Origin of the sequence: Mycobacterium paraffinicum (assembly GCF_001907675.1) — a bacterium.
Taxonomy (GTDB): Bacteria; Actinomycetota; Actinomycetes; order Mycobacteriales; family Mycobacteriaceae; genus Mycobacterium; species Mycobacterium paraffinicum_A.
In genome coordinates, this window is the sequence record NZ_MPNT01000016.1 from 12,778 (window position 1) to 27,208 (window position 14,431).

At 67.6% G+C, this 14,431-nt stretch carries 10 protein-coding genes and 2 pseudogenes; 6 read left to right on the forward strand and 6 right to left on the reverse strand.

Going from position 1 to position 14,431, the window contains the following annotated elements; translation table 11 throughout:
* Positions 1-57 precede the first annotated feature (57 nt).
* Positions 58-816: a YoaK family protein gene (locus BRW65_RS17860; RefSeq protein ID WP_073876864.1), complete on the forward strand. Its 759-nt coding sequence runs from the start codon at positions 58-60 to the stop codon at positions 814-816.
* 9 nt (positions 817-825) lie between these two features.
* Here BRW65_RS17860 and BRW65_RS17865 read toward each other — a convergent pair whose 3' ends face one another.
* Both BRW65_RS17865 and BRW65_RS17870 read right to left on the reverse strand, forming a co-directional pair.
* Positions 826-1,833, reverse strand: a complete 1,008-nt coding sequence (locus tag BRW65_RS17865) for a PHP domain-containing protein (protein WP_073876866.1) — start codon at positions 1,831-1,833, stop codon at positions 826-828.
* 182 nt (positions 1,834-2,015) lie between these two features.
* Positions 2,016-2,447: a hypothetical protein gene (locus BRW65_RS17870; protein WP_073876868.1), complete on the reverse strand. Its 432-nt coding sequence runs from the start codon at positions 2,445-2,447 to the stop codon at positions 2,016-2,018.
* A 51-nt stretch (positions 2,448-2,498) separates the two neighbouring features.
* On the opposite strand from BRW65_RS17870, the gene BRW65_RS17875 reads away from it, so the two are divergent.
* Positions 2,499-3,350: an LLM class F420-dependent oxidoreductase gene (locus tag BRW65_RS17875; RefSeq protein ID WP_073876870.1), complete on the forward strand. Its 852-nt coding sequence runs from the start codon at positions 2,499-2,501 to the stop codon at positions 3,348-3,350.
* A gap of 396 nt (positions 3,351-3,746) precedes the next feature.
* Here the strand turns inward: BRW65_RS17875 and BRW65_RS17880 are convergent, their stop codons facing one another.
* Positions 3,747-5,213 (reverse strand): glutamate synthase subunit beta, encoded by a 1,467-nt coding sequence (locus BRW65_RS17880; protein ID WP_073876872.1) that lies wholly within the window; start codon positions 5,211-5,213, stop codon positions 3,747-3,749.
* Entirely contained in the window at positions 5,206-9,789 is a 4,584-nt protein-coding gene (gltB, locus tag BRW65_RS17885) for a glutamate synthase large subunit (protein ID WP_073877034.1), read from the reverse strand. The genes BRW65_RS17880 and gltB overlap by 8 nt, the downstream gene beginning before the upstream one ends.
* A 637-nt stretch (positions 9,790-10,426) precedes the next feature.
* Between gltB and BRW65_RS17895 the strand changes: the two genes are divergently transcribed.
* A complete protein-coding gene (locus tag BRW65_RS17895) occupies positions 10,427-11,653 on the forward strand; it encodes a MinD/ParA family ATP-binding protein (RefSeq protein WP_208611853.1) in 1,227 nt (408 codons plus the stop codon).
* Here BRW65_RS17895 and sigI read toward each other — a convergent pair.
* Positions 11,650-12,528, reverse strand: coding sequence for an RNA polymerase sigma factor SigI (gene sigI, locus BRW65_RS17900; protein WP_073876876.1), 879 nt, complete (start codon positions 12,526-12,528; stop codon positions 11,650-11,652). The two genes, BRW65_RS17895 and sigI, sit on opposite strands and share 4 nt — an antisense overlap.
* A gap of 110 nt (positions 12,529-12,638) precedes the next feature.
* Here sigI and BRW65_RS17905 point away from each other — a divergent pair, with 110 nt between their 5' ends.
* The 3 genes and pseudogenes from BRW65_RS17905 to BRW65_RS32950 all read left to right on the forward strand — a co-directional run.
* Complete coding sequence (locus BRW65_RS17905; RefSeq protein ID WP_073876878.1) at positions 12,639-13,481, forward strand: NAD(P)H-binding protein; 843 nt, start codon at positions 12,639-12,641, stop codon at positions 13,479-13,481.
* A gap of 10 nt (positions 13,482-13,491) precedes the next feature.
* Positions 13,492-13,932, forward strand: a complete 441-nt coding sequence (locus BRW65_RS17910; RefSeq protein ID WP_073876880.1) for a nitroreductase family deazaflavin-dependent oxidoreductase — start codon at positions 13,492-13,494, stop codon at positions 13,930-13,932.
* A gap of 93 nt (positions 13,933-14,025) precedes the next feature.
* Positions 14,026-14,106: pseudogene (locus tag BRW65_RS32950) on the forward strand (hypothetical protein); the annotation flags it as partial.
* Positions 14,107-14,145: 39 nt separating this feature from the next.
* On the opposite strand, the pseudogene BRW65_RS32955 reads toward BRW65_RS32950, so the two are convergent.
* Positions 14,146-14,310, reverse strand: a pseudogene (locus BRW65_RS32955) (WhiB family transcriptional regulator); the annotation flags it as partial.
* Positions 14,311-14,431: the final 121 nt, after the last annotated feature.

Genomic DNA, 14,431 nt, shown 5'->3' on the forward strand with positions numbered 1-14,431 from the left:
ACGGCCCGATAGTTAGGCTGGCGAAAACCCGACCTCGAAAGTGAGCAACCGAACCCGATGCCGCCGACGCACCAAACCCGCGACACCGGCCTGCCCCGCGAAAGTCTCCTGCTCGGTTACAGCGCGCTACTCGCCTCTTCGGCGGGCTTCGTCAACGCCGTGGCGCTCCTGATCTTGGCGCTGCCCGTCGGGAACCTGACCGCGATCACCACCCAGCTGGGCATGAACACGGCCAACCCGTGGCTGTATGAAGGCCACGTGCTCGCCGCCATCTTTTTCGGCTTCCTGACCGGAGCGACCATAGCCGGGGCGGTCCTGGCACCCACCGACGCCCATGCGGGCCCACGCCACGCCGCCGTGCTCTCCCTCGAGGCAGTCTTGCTGGTACTGGCCGCGGCCGGGGTCGAGGAAACCTTGGTCAAGGCACAGATCAACGCCCTGGGGATCGAGCAGACCGCGGTGCAGGCGCTGTTCGCCGCGACGGCGCTCGGCCTGCAGAACGCGATGACATCGAGCTTCCGCGGAATGGCGATCCGCACCACGCACTTCACCGGAACCGTCACCGACCTCGGGCTGATCCTCGGTCGCAGCCGGCGACACGGAATCAAGAAATGGAAGGCCGCGATCCTCGCGACGACCCTCCTGCTGTTCCTCGGAGGCGGCGTGGCCGGGATCGTGTTCGGCGCGCGGTTGGGCGGCTACGCGTTGCTCATCCCGGCCGCGACCTGCGCGACCGTCGCCGCCGCCAACCTGCTGCAGGGCGCCGGCCGCAGCGACGAACCGATTCCCGAGCACGCCGAACCGGTGCGGGTCTAAGCGGCCCTCTCAATTCGAGCGCGTCCACTGCAGCAGCCGCTCGGCCGGCCAGGTGTTGACGATCCGGTCGACGGGCACGCCCACATCGAGGGCGCGTTGCGCGCCGTAGCCGAGGAAGTCCAACTGGCCGGGCGCGTGGGCGTCGGTGTCGATGCTGAAGAGGCAACCGATGTCCATGGCCTGCTTGAGCAGCGCGGTCGGCGGGTCCCGGCGCTCGGGTCGCGAGTTGATCTCCACCGCGGTGCCGTGATCGCGGCAGGCCGTGAACACCGCTTCGGCGTCGAACTTCGACTGCGGACGGATGCCCCGGTTGCCCGATACCAGGCGGCCGGTGCAGTGGCCCAGCACGTCGGCGTGCGGATTCGACACGGCCCGCACCATGCGCCGAGTCATCGCCGCGGCATCCATCGACAGCTTCGAATGCACGCTGGCCACGACCACGTCGAGCCGCTCGAGCAGCTCGGGCTCCTGGTCAAGGCTGCCGTCCTCGAGGATGTCGACCTCGATCCCGGTGAGAATGCGCATCGGCGCGAACTGGTCGCGCAGCTTGTCGATGACGTCGAGCTGCGCGCGCAACCGCTCCGGCGACAGACCGTTGGCGATCGTCAGACGCGGCGAGTGGTCGGTGAGCGCGCAATACTCATGCCCCAGCGCGGACGCCGTCGCCATCATCTCGTCGATCGGTGCGGACCCGTCCGACCAGTTCGAATGCAGATGCAGATCGCCGCGCAACGCCGCGCGGATGTCGCCGCCACCGAGATCCTCGGCGGCTGAACGTAATTCGACCAGAAGGTCGGGCTCGCGGCCGGACCAGGCCTGGTCGATCACCTTCGCGGTCTTAGGACCGATGCCGGGCAGCGACTGCCAGCTGTTGGCCTGGCCGTGCCGCTCACGCGCCGCGTCGTCGAGCCCCTCGACGATGTCGGCGGCGTTGCGATACGCCATCACGCGCCTGGGGTCCTGGCGGCTGCGGTCCTTGTAGTAGGCGATCTGACGCAAAGCCTCTACGGGATCCATGACTCCAGTGTGCCTGCGCGGTGACTGCAAGCGCGGCGGAGCCGGGCGACGCAGGTCACCGCTAAAGCCCGCGGTGACTGCAAGCGCGGCGGAGCCGGGCGACGCAGGTCACCGCTAAAGCCCGCGGTGACTGCAAGCGCGGCGGAGCCGGGCGACGCAGGTCACCGCCAAAGCCGCCCGGATTACCGGAATTGCCCGGCGATGAATCCCGCGAGCAACACGCTGAAGCCCCCGATCTCGCCGGCGATGAGCAAGGCCATCATCACCCCGGTCCCACGGGCGGGGTTCTCGAATTGGTTGACGGTGTCGCGCCGCGCCCCGTGCCCGATGTAGCTGAGGATGGCGCCGACGAAGAAGAAGACGACCACGCCCGCCGCCGTCAGGTTCACCCACGTCGGCCACGCGCTCAGCCCGACGAAGACCGCCAGCAGCAGCGTCGCAAAGGAGTAGAGCAACGCCGCCCGGTGCGCGATGTCGACGTAGGGATGAGCGCGGTGGTCATCGGCGGTCATGATCTGCCGGTACTTCCAGACCCCGAGGATCAACGCAAGCAAGAAGATCAGTCCGGCCGCCAGCAGCGTGACCCTGGTGTCGAGGCCGAGGGGGTGGTTCATCGCGCGCTTGAGTTTAGTTGCCCTTCATAAAGATCGACTAACGTCGGTTTCATGCGATTCGCCTTCAAGACCTCACCCCAAAACACCACCTGGGCCGACATGCTCGCCGTCTGGCAGGCCGCCGATGACATCGACGTCTACGAGTCGGGGTGGACCTTCGACCACTTCTATCCGATCTTCTCCGACAGCAGCGGGCCCTGCCTGGAGGGCTGGACGACGCTGACCGCGCTGGCGCAGGCCACCACGAGGTTGCGCCTGGGCACTCTGGTGACGGGCATTCACTACCGCCACCCCGCGGTGCTGGCCAACATGGCCGCCGCACTCGACATCATCTCGAACGGGCGACTCGAGTTGGGCATCGGCGCCGGCTGGAACGAGGAAGAGTCGGGCGCCTACGGCATCGAGTTGGGCAGCATCCGGGACCGCTTCGATCGGTTCGAGGAGGCGTGCCAGGTGCTGATCGGCCTGCTCAGTCAGGACACCACCGACTTCGACGGCAAGTACTACCAGCTCAAGGGCGCCCGCAACGAGCCCAAGGGCGTGCAGCGCCCGCACCCGCCGATCTGCATCGGCGGCAGTGGAGAGAAGAGGACGCTGCCGATCACCGCGCGCTACGCGCAGCACTGGAACTTCGTCGGCGGCCCGCCCGAGCTGTTCGCGCGCAAGCGCGACGTGCTGGCCGCGGAGTGCGAGAAGATCGGGCGCGATCCGAAGGAAATCACGTTGTCGGCCCACCTGCGCTTGGACGAGCAGCGCAACTACAAGCAAGTCGTCGAGGAGGCCGCAGGCCTGGCGGCCGAAGGACTCGACCTGGGCATCGTCTACATCAACCCGCCGCACGACCCCGGCGTCCTGGAACCGCTGGCCGAGGTCATCCGCGATTCGGGACTGTTGGATCGCTGATGACCTCGGCACCGCGGAGGTTCGCGGTGCCCGGGCAAGTTCCCCCGAATGCTTCGCTGAGCAAACCCCCGGTGTCGCAGCCAAAGGCGCGTGGTCGGGTAGCTACGCCCCGAAGATGAGCAATTCGGCGGCGGTGACGAGGCGCTCGTGTTTAGCCGGGAACTCGCGGCTCTTCACCGGGTGACGAAACCAGGACCAGGCGATTCGCCCCATCCGTGATCGAGGTACTGGATTGATATGCACAGTGATCACTCCTGCGATCGTTCCGTTCAGCCGGGGCCCCGCTCTATCGCCCGGGTGACGAAGCCCACAACGGGTTATTAGACACCCGCCACCTGGCAAACGGTGGCAGACTCGCCGATTTTGGTGCTCGTGATTCTGGAGTGGCTTCTGTGACTACTGGAGCGGGACGGCGGTCGGCTTGACCGGCGCCGGAAGGGCGGTCTCGCCCATCAGGTAGCGGTCCACCGCCGCGGCCGCCGCCCTGCCCTCCGCTATGGCCCAGACGATCAACGACTGGCCGCGGCCCATGTCCCCGGCGACGAACACCCCTGGCACCGACGTGTCGAAGTCGGCGCCCCGCGCGACGTTGCCGCGGTCGGTGAGCTTGACCTCGAGGTCGGTGAGGAGGCCCTCTCGTTCCGGGCCGACGAAGCCCATGGCCAGTAACACCAGATCGGTCTCGAGCTCGAAGTCCGACCCCTCCACCTTGACGAACTTGCCGTCCTGCATGGTGACCTCGTGCGCTTTGAGCGCCGTCACGCGGCCATCCTCGCCCACGAACCGCTCGGTGTTCACCGAGAACACCCGCTCGCCGCCCTCTTCGTGCGCCGACGACACCCGGTACATCAGCGGGTAGGTCGGCCACGGCGTCGACTCGGCCCGGGACTCCGGCGGGCGCGGCATGATCTCGAATTGGTGCACGACGGTTGCGCCCTGCCGGTGCGCGGTACCCAGGCAGTCCGCGCCGGTGTCGCCGCCGCCGATGATGACGACCTTCTTGCCCTTCGCGGTGATCGGAGGCTCCCCGTCGGGGCCGAGGACGTCGTCGCCCTCCTGCACCCGGTTGCCCCACGGCAGGTACTCCATCGCCTGGTGGATTCCGTCGAGGTCGCGGCCGGGGATGGGCAGGTCCCGCGCAGCGGTCGCGCCACCGGCGAGCACCACCGCATCGAAGTCGCCGCGCAGCTGGTCGGCGGTGATGTCGACGCCGACGTTGACACCCGCGCGGAACTCGGTCCCCTCCGCGCGCATCTGGTCCAAGCGCTGGTCGAGAACCCGCTTCTCCATCTTGAATTCTGGGATGCCGTAGCGCAGCAGGCCGCCGATGCGGTCGGCCCGCTCGAGGACGGTGACCGTGTGGCCGGCGCGAGTCAATTGCTGCGCCGCGGCCAGACCGGCGGGGCCCGAGCCCACCACCGCAACCTTCTTCCCGGTCAGCTTGTCCGGGGGCAGCGGCACCACGAAGCCTTCTTCGAAGGCGCGGTCGATGATCTCCAGCTCGATCTGCTTGATCGTCACCGGATCCTGGTTGATGCCGAGCACACACGCCGGCTCACACGGCGCCGGGCACAGCCGGCCGGTGAAGTCCGGGAAGTTGTTGGTGGCGTGCAGCCGCTCTATCGCGTCGCGCCAGCGGCCCCCGCGCACCAGGTCGTTCCATTCGGGGATCAGGTTTCCCAAGGGACAGCCGTTGTGGCAGAACGGAATACCGCAATCCATGCAACGGGTGGCCTGCTCCCGCAGGGTGCCCTCATCGAAGTCTTCATAGACCTCGTGCCAGTCCTTCAACCGCAGCGGGACAGGCCGACGTTTCGGCAGTTCCCGGTGGGTGTACTTCAGGAAGCCGCTCGGATCAGCCATGCGCGGCCGCCATGATCGCCTTGTCCACGTCGATGCCGTCGCGCTCGGCTTCCGCGATCGCCTGCAGCACCTTCTTGTAGTCGCGCGGCATCACCTTGACGAAGTGGCGCTGTTGGTCGCGCCAGTCGGCCAGGATCCGCTGGCCCACCGCGGAATCGGTGGCATCCACGTGCGCCTGGATGATCCCGTGCAGGAACTCGGCATCGTCGGAGTCCAGCGCCTCCATCTCCACCATCTCGATGTTGAGATTGTCCGGCAATTCCTCGTCGGGGTCGTAGACGTAAGCCATACCGCCCGACATTCCCGCGGCGAAGTTGCGGCCGGTGCGGCCCAGAATCACTACTCGACCACCCGTCATGTATTCGCATCCATGGTCACCCACACCCTCGACCACCGCGTGGGCACCGGAGTTGCGGACCGCGAACCGCTCACCGACCACTCCGCGTAGGAAGGCCTCCCCGCTGGTCGCACCGAACAGGATCACGTTGCCCCCGATGATGTTGTCCTCGGCCACATAGTCCTGTGGGGCGTTGTCCGACGGTCGCACCACAATTCGGCCACCGGACAGGCCCTTGCCGACGTAGTCGTTGGCATCGCCGTAGACCCGCAGGGTGATTCCCTTCGGCACGAAGGCCCCAAAACTGTTGCCGGCGGAGCCGTCGAAGGTGATATCGATGGTCCCATCCGGAAGGCCCTGGCCGCCATAAGCTTTCGTCACCTCGTGGCCGAGCATGGTGCCCACCGTGCGGTTGACGTTGCTGATCGTGGTGGAGAAGCGCACCGGCTTGCCGGAATCGAGCGCCTCCCGGCTCATCACGATCAACTGCTGATCCAGCGCCTTGTCCAGGCCGTGATCCTGCCGCGAGCTGCAGTACAGGTCCTGGTTCATGAACGCCGACTCGGGCTCGTGCAGCACCGGCGTGAGATCCAGCTTGTGGGCCTTCCAGTGCGCGCGCGCCAGCGTGGTGTCCAACGCCCCCACCTGGCCGACGGCCTCGTTGAGGGTGCGGAAACCCAACTGCGCCATGTACTCCCGAACCTCTTCGGCGATGAACAAGAAGAAGTTCTCGACGAACTCCGGCTTACCGGTGAACCGCTCCCGCAGCAGCGGGTTCTGGGTGGCCACGCCGACCGGGCAGGTGTCGAGGTGACAGACCCGCATCATGATGCAGCCGACGACCACCAGCGGCGCGGTGGCGAAGCCGAATTCCTCGGCGCCGAGCAGCGCGGCGATCATCACGTCGCGGCCCGTCTTGAGCTGACCGTCCACCTGGACGACGATCCGGTCACGTAACCCGTTGAGGAGCAGGGTCTGTTGCGTCTCGGCCAGACCCAGCTCCCAGGGGGCGCCGGCGTGCTTCTGCGATGTCAGCGGCGTCGCGCCGGTGCCGCCGTCGTGACCCGAGATCAACACCACGTCGGCGTGCGCCTTGGAAACACCGGCCGCAACCGTACCCACCCCGTTCTCGGAGACGAGCTTGACGTGCACCCGCGCGGAGGGATTGGCGTTCTTCAGGTCGTGGATCAGCTGCGCGAGATCCTCGATCGAGTAGATGTCGTGGTGTGGCGGCGGTGAGATCAGGCCGACGCCGGGTGTGGAATGCCGGACCTCGGCGACCCACGGGTACACCTTGTGCCCCGGAAGCTGGCCGCCCTCACCAGGTTTGGCGCCCTGCGCCATCTTGATCTGGATGTCCGTGCAGTTCGTCAGGTAGTGCGAGGTCACGCCGAAGCGTGCGGACGCCACCTGCTTGATCGCGCTGCGGCGCCAGTCCCCGTTGGGGTCTCGGTCGAAACGCTTGACGTGCTCGCCGCCCTCACCGCTGTTGGATCGCCCGCCCAGCCGGTTCATCGCGATGGCGAGCGTCTCGTGCGCTTCGGCCGAGATCGATCCATAGCTCATCGCCCCGGTGGAGAAGCGCTTGACGATCTCGCTGGCCGGTTCGACCTCTTCCAGCGGGACCGGGGGACGCACACCGCCGCGGAACTTGAGCAGGCCGCGCAAAGAGGCCATCCGCTCGCTCTGGTCGTCGACCAGCCGGGTGTAGTCCTTGAAGATCTTGTACTGACCGGTGCGGGTCGAGTGCTGCAGCTTGAAGACGGTCTCCGGGTTGAACAGGTGGTACTCACCTTCCCGGCGCCACTGGTACTCCCCGCCCACTTCGAGCTCGCGGTGCGCCCGCTCGTCGCGGCGGTCCAGGTAGGCCAGCCGGTGCCGGGCGGCGACGTCGGCGGCGATGTCCTCGAGCGTGATCCCGCCGATCGGACAGCTCAGCCCGGTGAAGTACTCGTCAAGCACGTCCTCGGAGATGCCCACCGCCTGGAACAGCTGCGCCCCGGTGTAGGAAGCCAGCGTCGAAATGCCCATCTTGGACATCACTTTGAGCACGCCCTTGCCGGCGGCCTTGACGTAGTTGTTCAGCGCCTTTTCGCGGTCGATGCCGTCGATCACGCGGCGGTCGAGCATGTCCTCGATCGACTCGAACGCCAGGTAGGGGTTGATCGCCGCCGCCCCGCACCCGATCAGCATCGCCATGTGGTGCACCTCGCGGGCGTCACCGGTCTCGACGACCAGGCCCACGTGGGTGCGAGTCCGATCGCGCACCAGGTGGTGGTGCACGCCGGCGACGGCGAGCAGCGACGGGATGGGTGCCATCCGCTCGTCGGACTCCCGGTCGGACAGGATGATGACTCGCGCACCGTCCTCGATCGCCGCCGACGCCTGTGCGCGCACGTCGTCGAGCGCCGCAGCCAGTCCCGCGCCGCCCTCGGCCACCGGGTACAGGCAGCGAATCACCGTGGACCGCATGCCGTGCGGACGCCCGTTCACTTCGTCGTCGGGGTTGAGGTTGACCAGCTTGGCCAGCTCATGGTTGCGCAGAATCGGCTGCTGCAAGGCGATCTGGTGACACGACTGCTCGGTCGGCGTCAGTAGGTCGCACTCGCCGCCGGTGGTGCCCTGCAGGCTGGTCACCACCTCCTCGCGGATGGCGTCCAGTGGCGGGTTGGTCACCTGGGCGAAGAGCTGCTGGAAGTAGTCGTAGAGCATCCGCGGCCGCTGCGAGAGCACGGCGACCGGGGTGTCGGTGCCCATCGAGCCGATCGGCTCGGCGCCGGTGCGCACCATGGGCGACACCAGGAGGTTGAGCTCCTCGTAGGTGTAGCCGAATGCCAACTGCCGCTTGACGAGTCGATCGTGGGGCATCCGAACGTAATCGCCCTGTGGCAGCTTCTCGAGGGGAACCAGGTTGCGGTCGAGCCACTCCTGGTACGGGTGCTCGGCCGCGAGCTCGGCCTTGATCTCCTCGTCGGCGACGATGCGACCTTGGGTGGTGTCCACCAGGAACATCCGGCCCGGCTGCAAACGCATCCGGCGGACCACCTTGGCGGGGTCCAGGTCCAGGACGCCGGCCTCGGAAGCCATCACCACCAAGCCGTCTTCGGTGACCCAGATCCGCGAGGGGCGCAAGCCATTTCGGTCAAGCACGGCGCCCACAATGGTGCCGTCGGTGAAGGTGATCGACGCGGGACCGTCCCAGGGCTCCATCAACGACGCGTGGAATTCGTAGAAGGCCCGACGCGCCGGGTCCATCGACTCGTTGCGCTCCCACGCCTCGGGGATCATCATCAGCACCGCGTGGGCCAGGCTGCGGCCGCCCAGGTGCAACAGTTCGAGCGCCTCGTCGAAGCGTGCGGTGTCGGAGGCGCCCGGGGTACAGATCGGGAACAACTTCTCGACATCGGCTTCCGTGCCGAAGATCTCGGTCTTGATCAACGCCTCACGGGCCCGCATCCAATTCTCGTTGCCGGTGACGGTGTTGATCTCGCCGTTGTGAGCGACCCGACGGAACGGGTGGGCCAGCGGCCACGACGGGAAGGTGTTGGTGGAGAACCGCGAGTGCACGATGCCCAGCGCACTGGTCATCCGATCGTCTTGCAGGTCAAGGTAAAACGCCTTGAGCTGCGGGGTGGTCAGCATGCCCTTGTAAACCATGGTCTGACCGGAAAGGCTTGGGAAATAAACGGTTTCGCGCCCCGGACCGTCTTGTCCCGGCCCCTTGGTGCCGAGTTCATGCTCGGCGCGCTTGCGGACCAGATAACAGCGACGCTCGAGTGTCATGTCCGAAGCGCCGGTCAGGAACACCTGCCGGAAGGTAGGCATCGCGTCGCGGGACAGCGCACCCAGCGAGGAGTCGTCGATGGGCACGTTGCGCCAGCCGAGCACCGTCAGGCCCTCGGACTCGGCGATCTTTTCGACCGCGTCGCAGGCGGCGGCGGCGTCCTTGGCCGACTGCGGCAGGAAGGCGATGCCGGTGGCGTAGCTGCCCGGCTCGGGCAGTTCGAAGTCCACGACCTCACGCAGGAACGCATCCGGAACCTGGATCAGAATGCCGGCCCCGTCACCGCTGCGCGGCTCGGCGCCCTGGGCACCGCGGTGTTCGAGATTGAGCAGCGCGGTGATTGCCTTATCCACGATGTCGCGGCTACGACGGCCGTGCATATCGACGACCATGGCTACCCCGCACGAATCGTGCTCGAACGCGGGGTTGTATAACCCGACGCGCTTGGGCGTCATATGCACCTGACCCTTCACCTGAACGTTGCGAGCGGCCGTTGACGGCTGCTCCGATGAGATCGCACCCGAAGGTTGCGGGCTGTGACCCCTCGGTCTTGCCTCGATAGGCTGTCCCCCAGGCGGAGACCATCCTGTTAGGGATGCGTCCGTGCAACGTTGAACGGTGGCCTGGAAACCGGTCTCGACAAGTCGTAAAACGATATGACAATACCCGCCTGACATGCCAACTTCGCCAAGTCTAACCGCCAGCTGGCAGCCCCGTAAATTTGTCGGCGGAGGAAGCGCTGCAACCGGGCCGACGTGCTGGTTTAGGTTTGCAATTTGCGTCACCACCGTCCGGATCCCAGCGCTCCGCTGGGGTGGATCGGCCGCGCATGGAAGTTTGCTGATGCGGGGCGTGAGTGTGCGTAGCGCGCGGTGGTCGACCGGCATGACAGTGTTCAGAGCGCGACTCAGGCTGCCGAAGCCGCGGTGCAGTAAGCGCTGCTAAGTTTGCACGGTGGCAATGCGAGCCACGGAGGAGATACTTGACCGGTACTGGTCCGCATCCGGCGTCGGTGGTGGGGCCGTGGCGCTTATCACTGGCGCCGGACAAACCACACGAGCGCCGCTCGATCGCCTGGCACCCGAGGAGCCCATGAACGAGCGCGACGAATTCCTGCGGGACCGTGTGCAACCGCCGACCAGCGCACCGGCGGCGCGTCCGCCCGGTCCGGCGCCCAGGTCCGTGCCGCCGCCCCCCTTTCCGGTCGGCCAGCATTCGGCGCCCCGGCCACCGCTGGCCGCCCCGCCGCAGCCGCGACCATCTGCGCCTCCGCCGCGTCCAGCGCCGCCGCCCCAGCAACCCCCCGCCGCCAAAGCTGCGCCGAGGCCGCCCGCGATGCCGCCTCCGCAGGCCGCTTCGGCCCCCGGGGCCTCCGCCGCCCCCGTCGCACCGATCGGCCCCAAGCCGGCTCCGGCGGGCACCGCGGCGGTGCCCGACCGCGGTTGGCGACGTGTTCTCCGGCGGATGACTTTCGGCCTGATCAAGCTCGGCCCGTCACCGGCCCAGCAGCAGGACGCGCAGTTCGAGGCGATCATCCGCACCCGCCTGCACGGCAATTACAAGGTCGGCGTCCTCGGCAAGGGTGGAGTGGGCAAGACGTCGGTGGCCGCCAGCGTCGGATCGCTGTTCGCCGAACTCCGTCGGCAGGATCACACCGTGGCGATCGACGCCGACACGGCTTTCGGCCGCCTCAGCAGCCGAATCGACCCGGCGACCAGCGGCTCGTTCTGGGAACTGACCGCCGACAAGAACTTGCAGTCCTTCGCCGACGTGGTTGCCCGCGTGGGACGTAACTCCGCCGGCCTCTACGTCCTCGGCGGCGAGCCGGCGTCCGGCCCCCGCCGCGTGCTCGACGCCGCGATCTACCGGGAGGCCGCGCTGCGCCTGGACCGCCACTTCGCGATCTCGGTCATCGACTGCGGCTCGACGATGGACGCGCCGGTCACTCAGGAGGTGCTGCGCGATTTGGACGCGCTGATCGTGGTCTCGTCGCCGTGGGCCGACGGCGCGTCGGCCGCCGCCAGGACCATGGAGTGGCTGGCGGACCACGGCTTCGAAACTCTGCTGCAGAGCAGCGTCGTGGTGCTCAACGACTCCGACGGCCACGCCGACAGACGCACGCGGGCGCAGCTGGCCCGGGAATTCACCGACCATGGCCGGCCGGTGATCGAGGTGCCCTTCGATCCGCACCTTCGGCCCGGCGGCGTCATCGATGTGAGCCGCGAATTGTCGGCCCCAACGCGGCGAAAGTTCCTCGAGGTCACCGCGACAATCGCCGGCTACTTCGCGGCCCGCCCCAACAACCAGCGGCCCAGCTAGGCCTGCTCGGCGACGTTGCCCGTCCGCGCGGACGGGTCGGCAATCGCCTCGAGCTTCGCCACCTTCGACCCGCGGATCGTCAGCACGATGACGGCAAACAGCCGGCGCTGGCTGAATGCCAGCAGCACCGGTTGCCCGACGGGGCCGCTGACCAGCGTCACGTCCGGCCACAGGTACCGCAGCAGGTTGGTTGCCACCGCATCCGGCCCGTGGTTGATCTGCTGCGGGGGCGCCGGGTCGGCGAGAATGGTGCCGACGCCCCACACCGTCGGGTCCAGCACCGCGGCCAACCCGGCAAGGTCACCGTTGGCGCATGCGGTGATGAATCTTTCGGTGACGAGCTGATGCTCGGTTGCGGCCACGACGTTCGTCGTAGGTTGAGCGGCAACGAATTTCGCTCGCGCGCGCCGCGCGAGCTGCCGGCACGTACCGACCGGGCGGCCCACCGTTTCGGAGATCGAGTCGAACGGGACGCCGAACACGTCGTGCAGCACGAAGGCGACCCGCTCCCCCGGACTGAGCCTGCGCAGCACCTCAAGCAACGCGGCGCGGATCTCGTCGTCCAAGGTGACCCGGTCGGCCGGATCGGAGCGGTGCGGCGCCGGCCGCTCTCCGATTTCACCCGGGCGTTCGTAGCGAGCGCGTGCGGAGCGCACCTGGTCGAGACACAGCCGGCTGGCCACCACCGTCAGCCAGCCCCGGACATCCTCGATCTCACCTACTTCGGCCCTCGACAACCGCAGAAACGCTTCCTGCGCAACGTCTTCCGCCTCGCCGATGTCGCCGAGCATTTGGTAGGCGAGGTTGACCAGATATGGGCGGTGACGCCGCCAGGCGTCGGCGACCTGGTCGCCCGCTGATTGCGACTGTTTCATGTCTCTTCGACGATCTGCTGCGGCAAAAAGTTACGGAACCTCCCTTGTAACTTTCCCACCTCGCGCCCCGTCCTTGGAGGACAGCAAAAAACTCAGGAAGGAACCATCCCATGACGATCGTGATAACCGGCGCGACCGGTAACGTCGGGCGGCCCCTGGTCGCCGCGCTTGTGACGGCGGGCGCGTCGGTCCGGGCGGTCACCCGCGCCCAGGACGGAGCCGGTCTTCCCGCCGGTGTCGAGCTGATGGGCTCGGCGACCGATGCGCTGCCCGGCGCGTCGGCGGTGTTCCTCAACTCCCGGGCGCTGGGTGCGGACCTGGAGAGGGTAGTGGCACGATGCGTCCGCGCCGGTGTCACCAAGCTGGTCGCGCTTTCGGCCATCAATGCCGATGACGACTTCGCCAGGCAACCGTCCCGCTTCCGCGGAGACCGCAATAAAGAGGTGGAGCAGCTCGCCGTTGACTCCGGCCTGGCCTGGGTGAGCCTGCGGCCCACCGTTTTCGCGACCAACTTCGCCGGCATGTGGGCACCGCAGATCCGCGCCGGCGAGGTGGTCTACGGCCCGTACGCCTCGGCCTCGGTGGCACCCATTGCCGAGACGGACATCGCGGAGGTGGCGGCGCGGGCGCTGCTGACCGATGACTTGGTGGGGCAGCGGATCCCGCTGACCGGTCCGCAGGCCTTCACCAATTCCGAATTGGTCGAAGCCATCGGCGCCGCCCTGAACCGACCGCTGCATTACCGCGAGATACCGAACGACGCTGTGCGCCAACGGTTCATCGGGTTGGGCTTTCCGGCGGCCTTCGCCGACGCCTACATCGCCATGCTCGCCGCGACGCTCGACGATCCCGCGCTGGTCACCTATGACGTCGAGAAGATCCTCGGGCGGCCGGCGACCCCGTTCGCCCAGTGGGTCGCCGAGCATCGCGACGTTTTCTCCGTCACTAGTTAAGGAACCCGACATGTCCCAACCGCGCCCGCCGCGCTACCTCAAGCCCATGAACAAGGTGATGATGGCGGTCCAACGGCTCGGAATCCCCACCGGTCCCGCGATGGTGCTGACGGTGCCCGGCCGCAAGTCGGGTCGGCCACGCAGCACCCCGATGACCCCGTTCGAATTCGAGGGTGGCCTCTACGTCGTTGCCGGCTACCCCGGTGCCGACTGGGCGGCGAACGCCCGGGCGGCGGGCACCGGCAGGCTCAGCCGGGGCCGACGATCACAGCAAGTCCGGATCGTCGAACTCTCCGCCGCCCAGGCGCGGCCGGTGCTGCGGGAATTCCCCGCCAAGGTCCCCGTCGGTGTGGCATTCGCGAAGCGATCCGGGATGGTGCGTGATGGAACGGCTGACGAATTCGAAGCACTGGCGGGGCGGCTCACCGTCTTCCGGTTCGAGCCAACGTAACGGCCGGCGCCTGTTCAGAAGCCCCAAAGGGAAAGCGGTGCAACGGTTTCCGTCGGGACCCGACGCTGACCCGAAGCGGGCGGCCATGGCAGGAGGCTAGGCCGACTTCGCGGTCTCGCGCACGGGGTATCCGTTGCGCTCGGCCAGGGATCGCAGCTGGCGCAGCGCGAATGCGCGGGGGCGGCCACCCTCGGGGATCACCACGCCGGCCCAGAGGCCTTCCGCGCCCGCCGACTCGACGGCGTCCCGCGCACACATCCACCGGCGGGGGCACGCCCGGCACGCGGCGATGGCCTCGGCGTCCGGGGCGGTGGTCCAACGGTCGGGGTCCTGCGTGCAGGCGCCGAGCGGGACGTTGAACAAGGGTGTTGCGGTCATGGCGATGGTTCCTTCTGAAGCATTGCTCGTATGCTTCGCAACGGTATAGCAGGAACCGCTGCAATGCAACGGTTTGATCCGTCCAGGCGGCCGTCGCGACAGAACAGCTTTGGTTCCCCGG

Excerpts from the sequence above, each read along its gene's own strand:
- BRW65_RS17860 (WP_073876864.1), top strand. The coding sequence starts at position 58 with ATGCCGCCGACGCACCAAACCCGCGACACCGGCCTGCCCCGCGAAAGT.
- BRW65_RS17865 (WP_073876866.1), bottom strand. The coding sequence starts at position 1,833 with ATGGATCCCGTAGAGGCTTTGCGTCAGATCGCCTACTACAAGGACCGC.
- BRW65_RS17870 (WP_073876868.1), bottom strand. The coding sequence starts at position 2,447 with ATGAACCACCCCCTCGGCCTCGACACCAGGGTCACGCTGCTGGCGGCC.
- BRW65_RS17875 (WP_073876870.1), top strand. The coding sequence starts at position 2,499 with ATGCGATTCGCCTTCAAGACCTCACCCCAAAACACCACCTGGGCCGAC.
- BRW65_RS17880 (WP_073876872.1), bottom strand. The coding sequence starts at position 5,213 with ATGGCTGATCCGAGCGGCTTCCTGAAGTACACCCACCGGGAACTGCCG.
- gltB (WP_073877034.1), bottom strand. The coding sequence starts at position 9,789 with ATGACGCCCAAGCGCGTCGGGTTATACAACCCCGCGTTCGAGCACGAT.
- BRW65_RS17895 (WP_208611853.1), top strand. The coding sequence starts at position 10,427 with ATGAACGAGCGCGACGAATTCCTGCGGGACCGTGTGCAACCGCCGACC.
- sigI (WP_073876876.1), bottom strand. The coding sequence starts at position 12,528 with ATGAAACAGTCGCAATCAGCGGGCGACCAGGTCGCCGACGCCTGGCGG.
- BRW65_RS17905 (WP_073876878.1), top strand. The coding sequence starts at position 12,639 with ATGACGATCGTGATAACCGGCGCGACCGGTAACGTCGGGCGGCCCCTG.
- BRW65_RS17910 (WP_073876880.1), top strand. The coding sequence starts at position 13,492 with ATGTCCCAACCGCGCCCGCCGCGCTACCTCAAGCCCATGAACAAGGTG.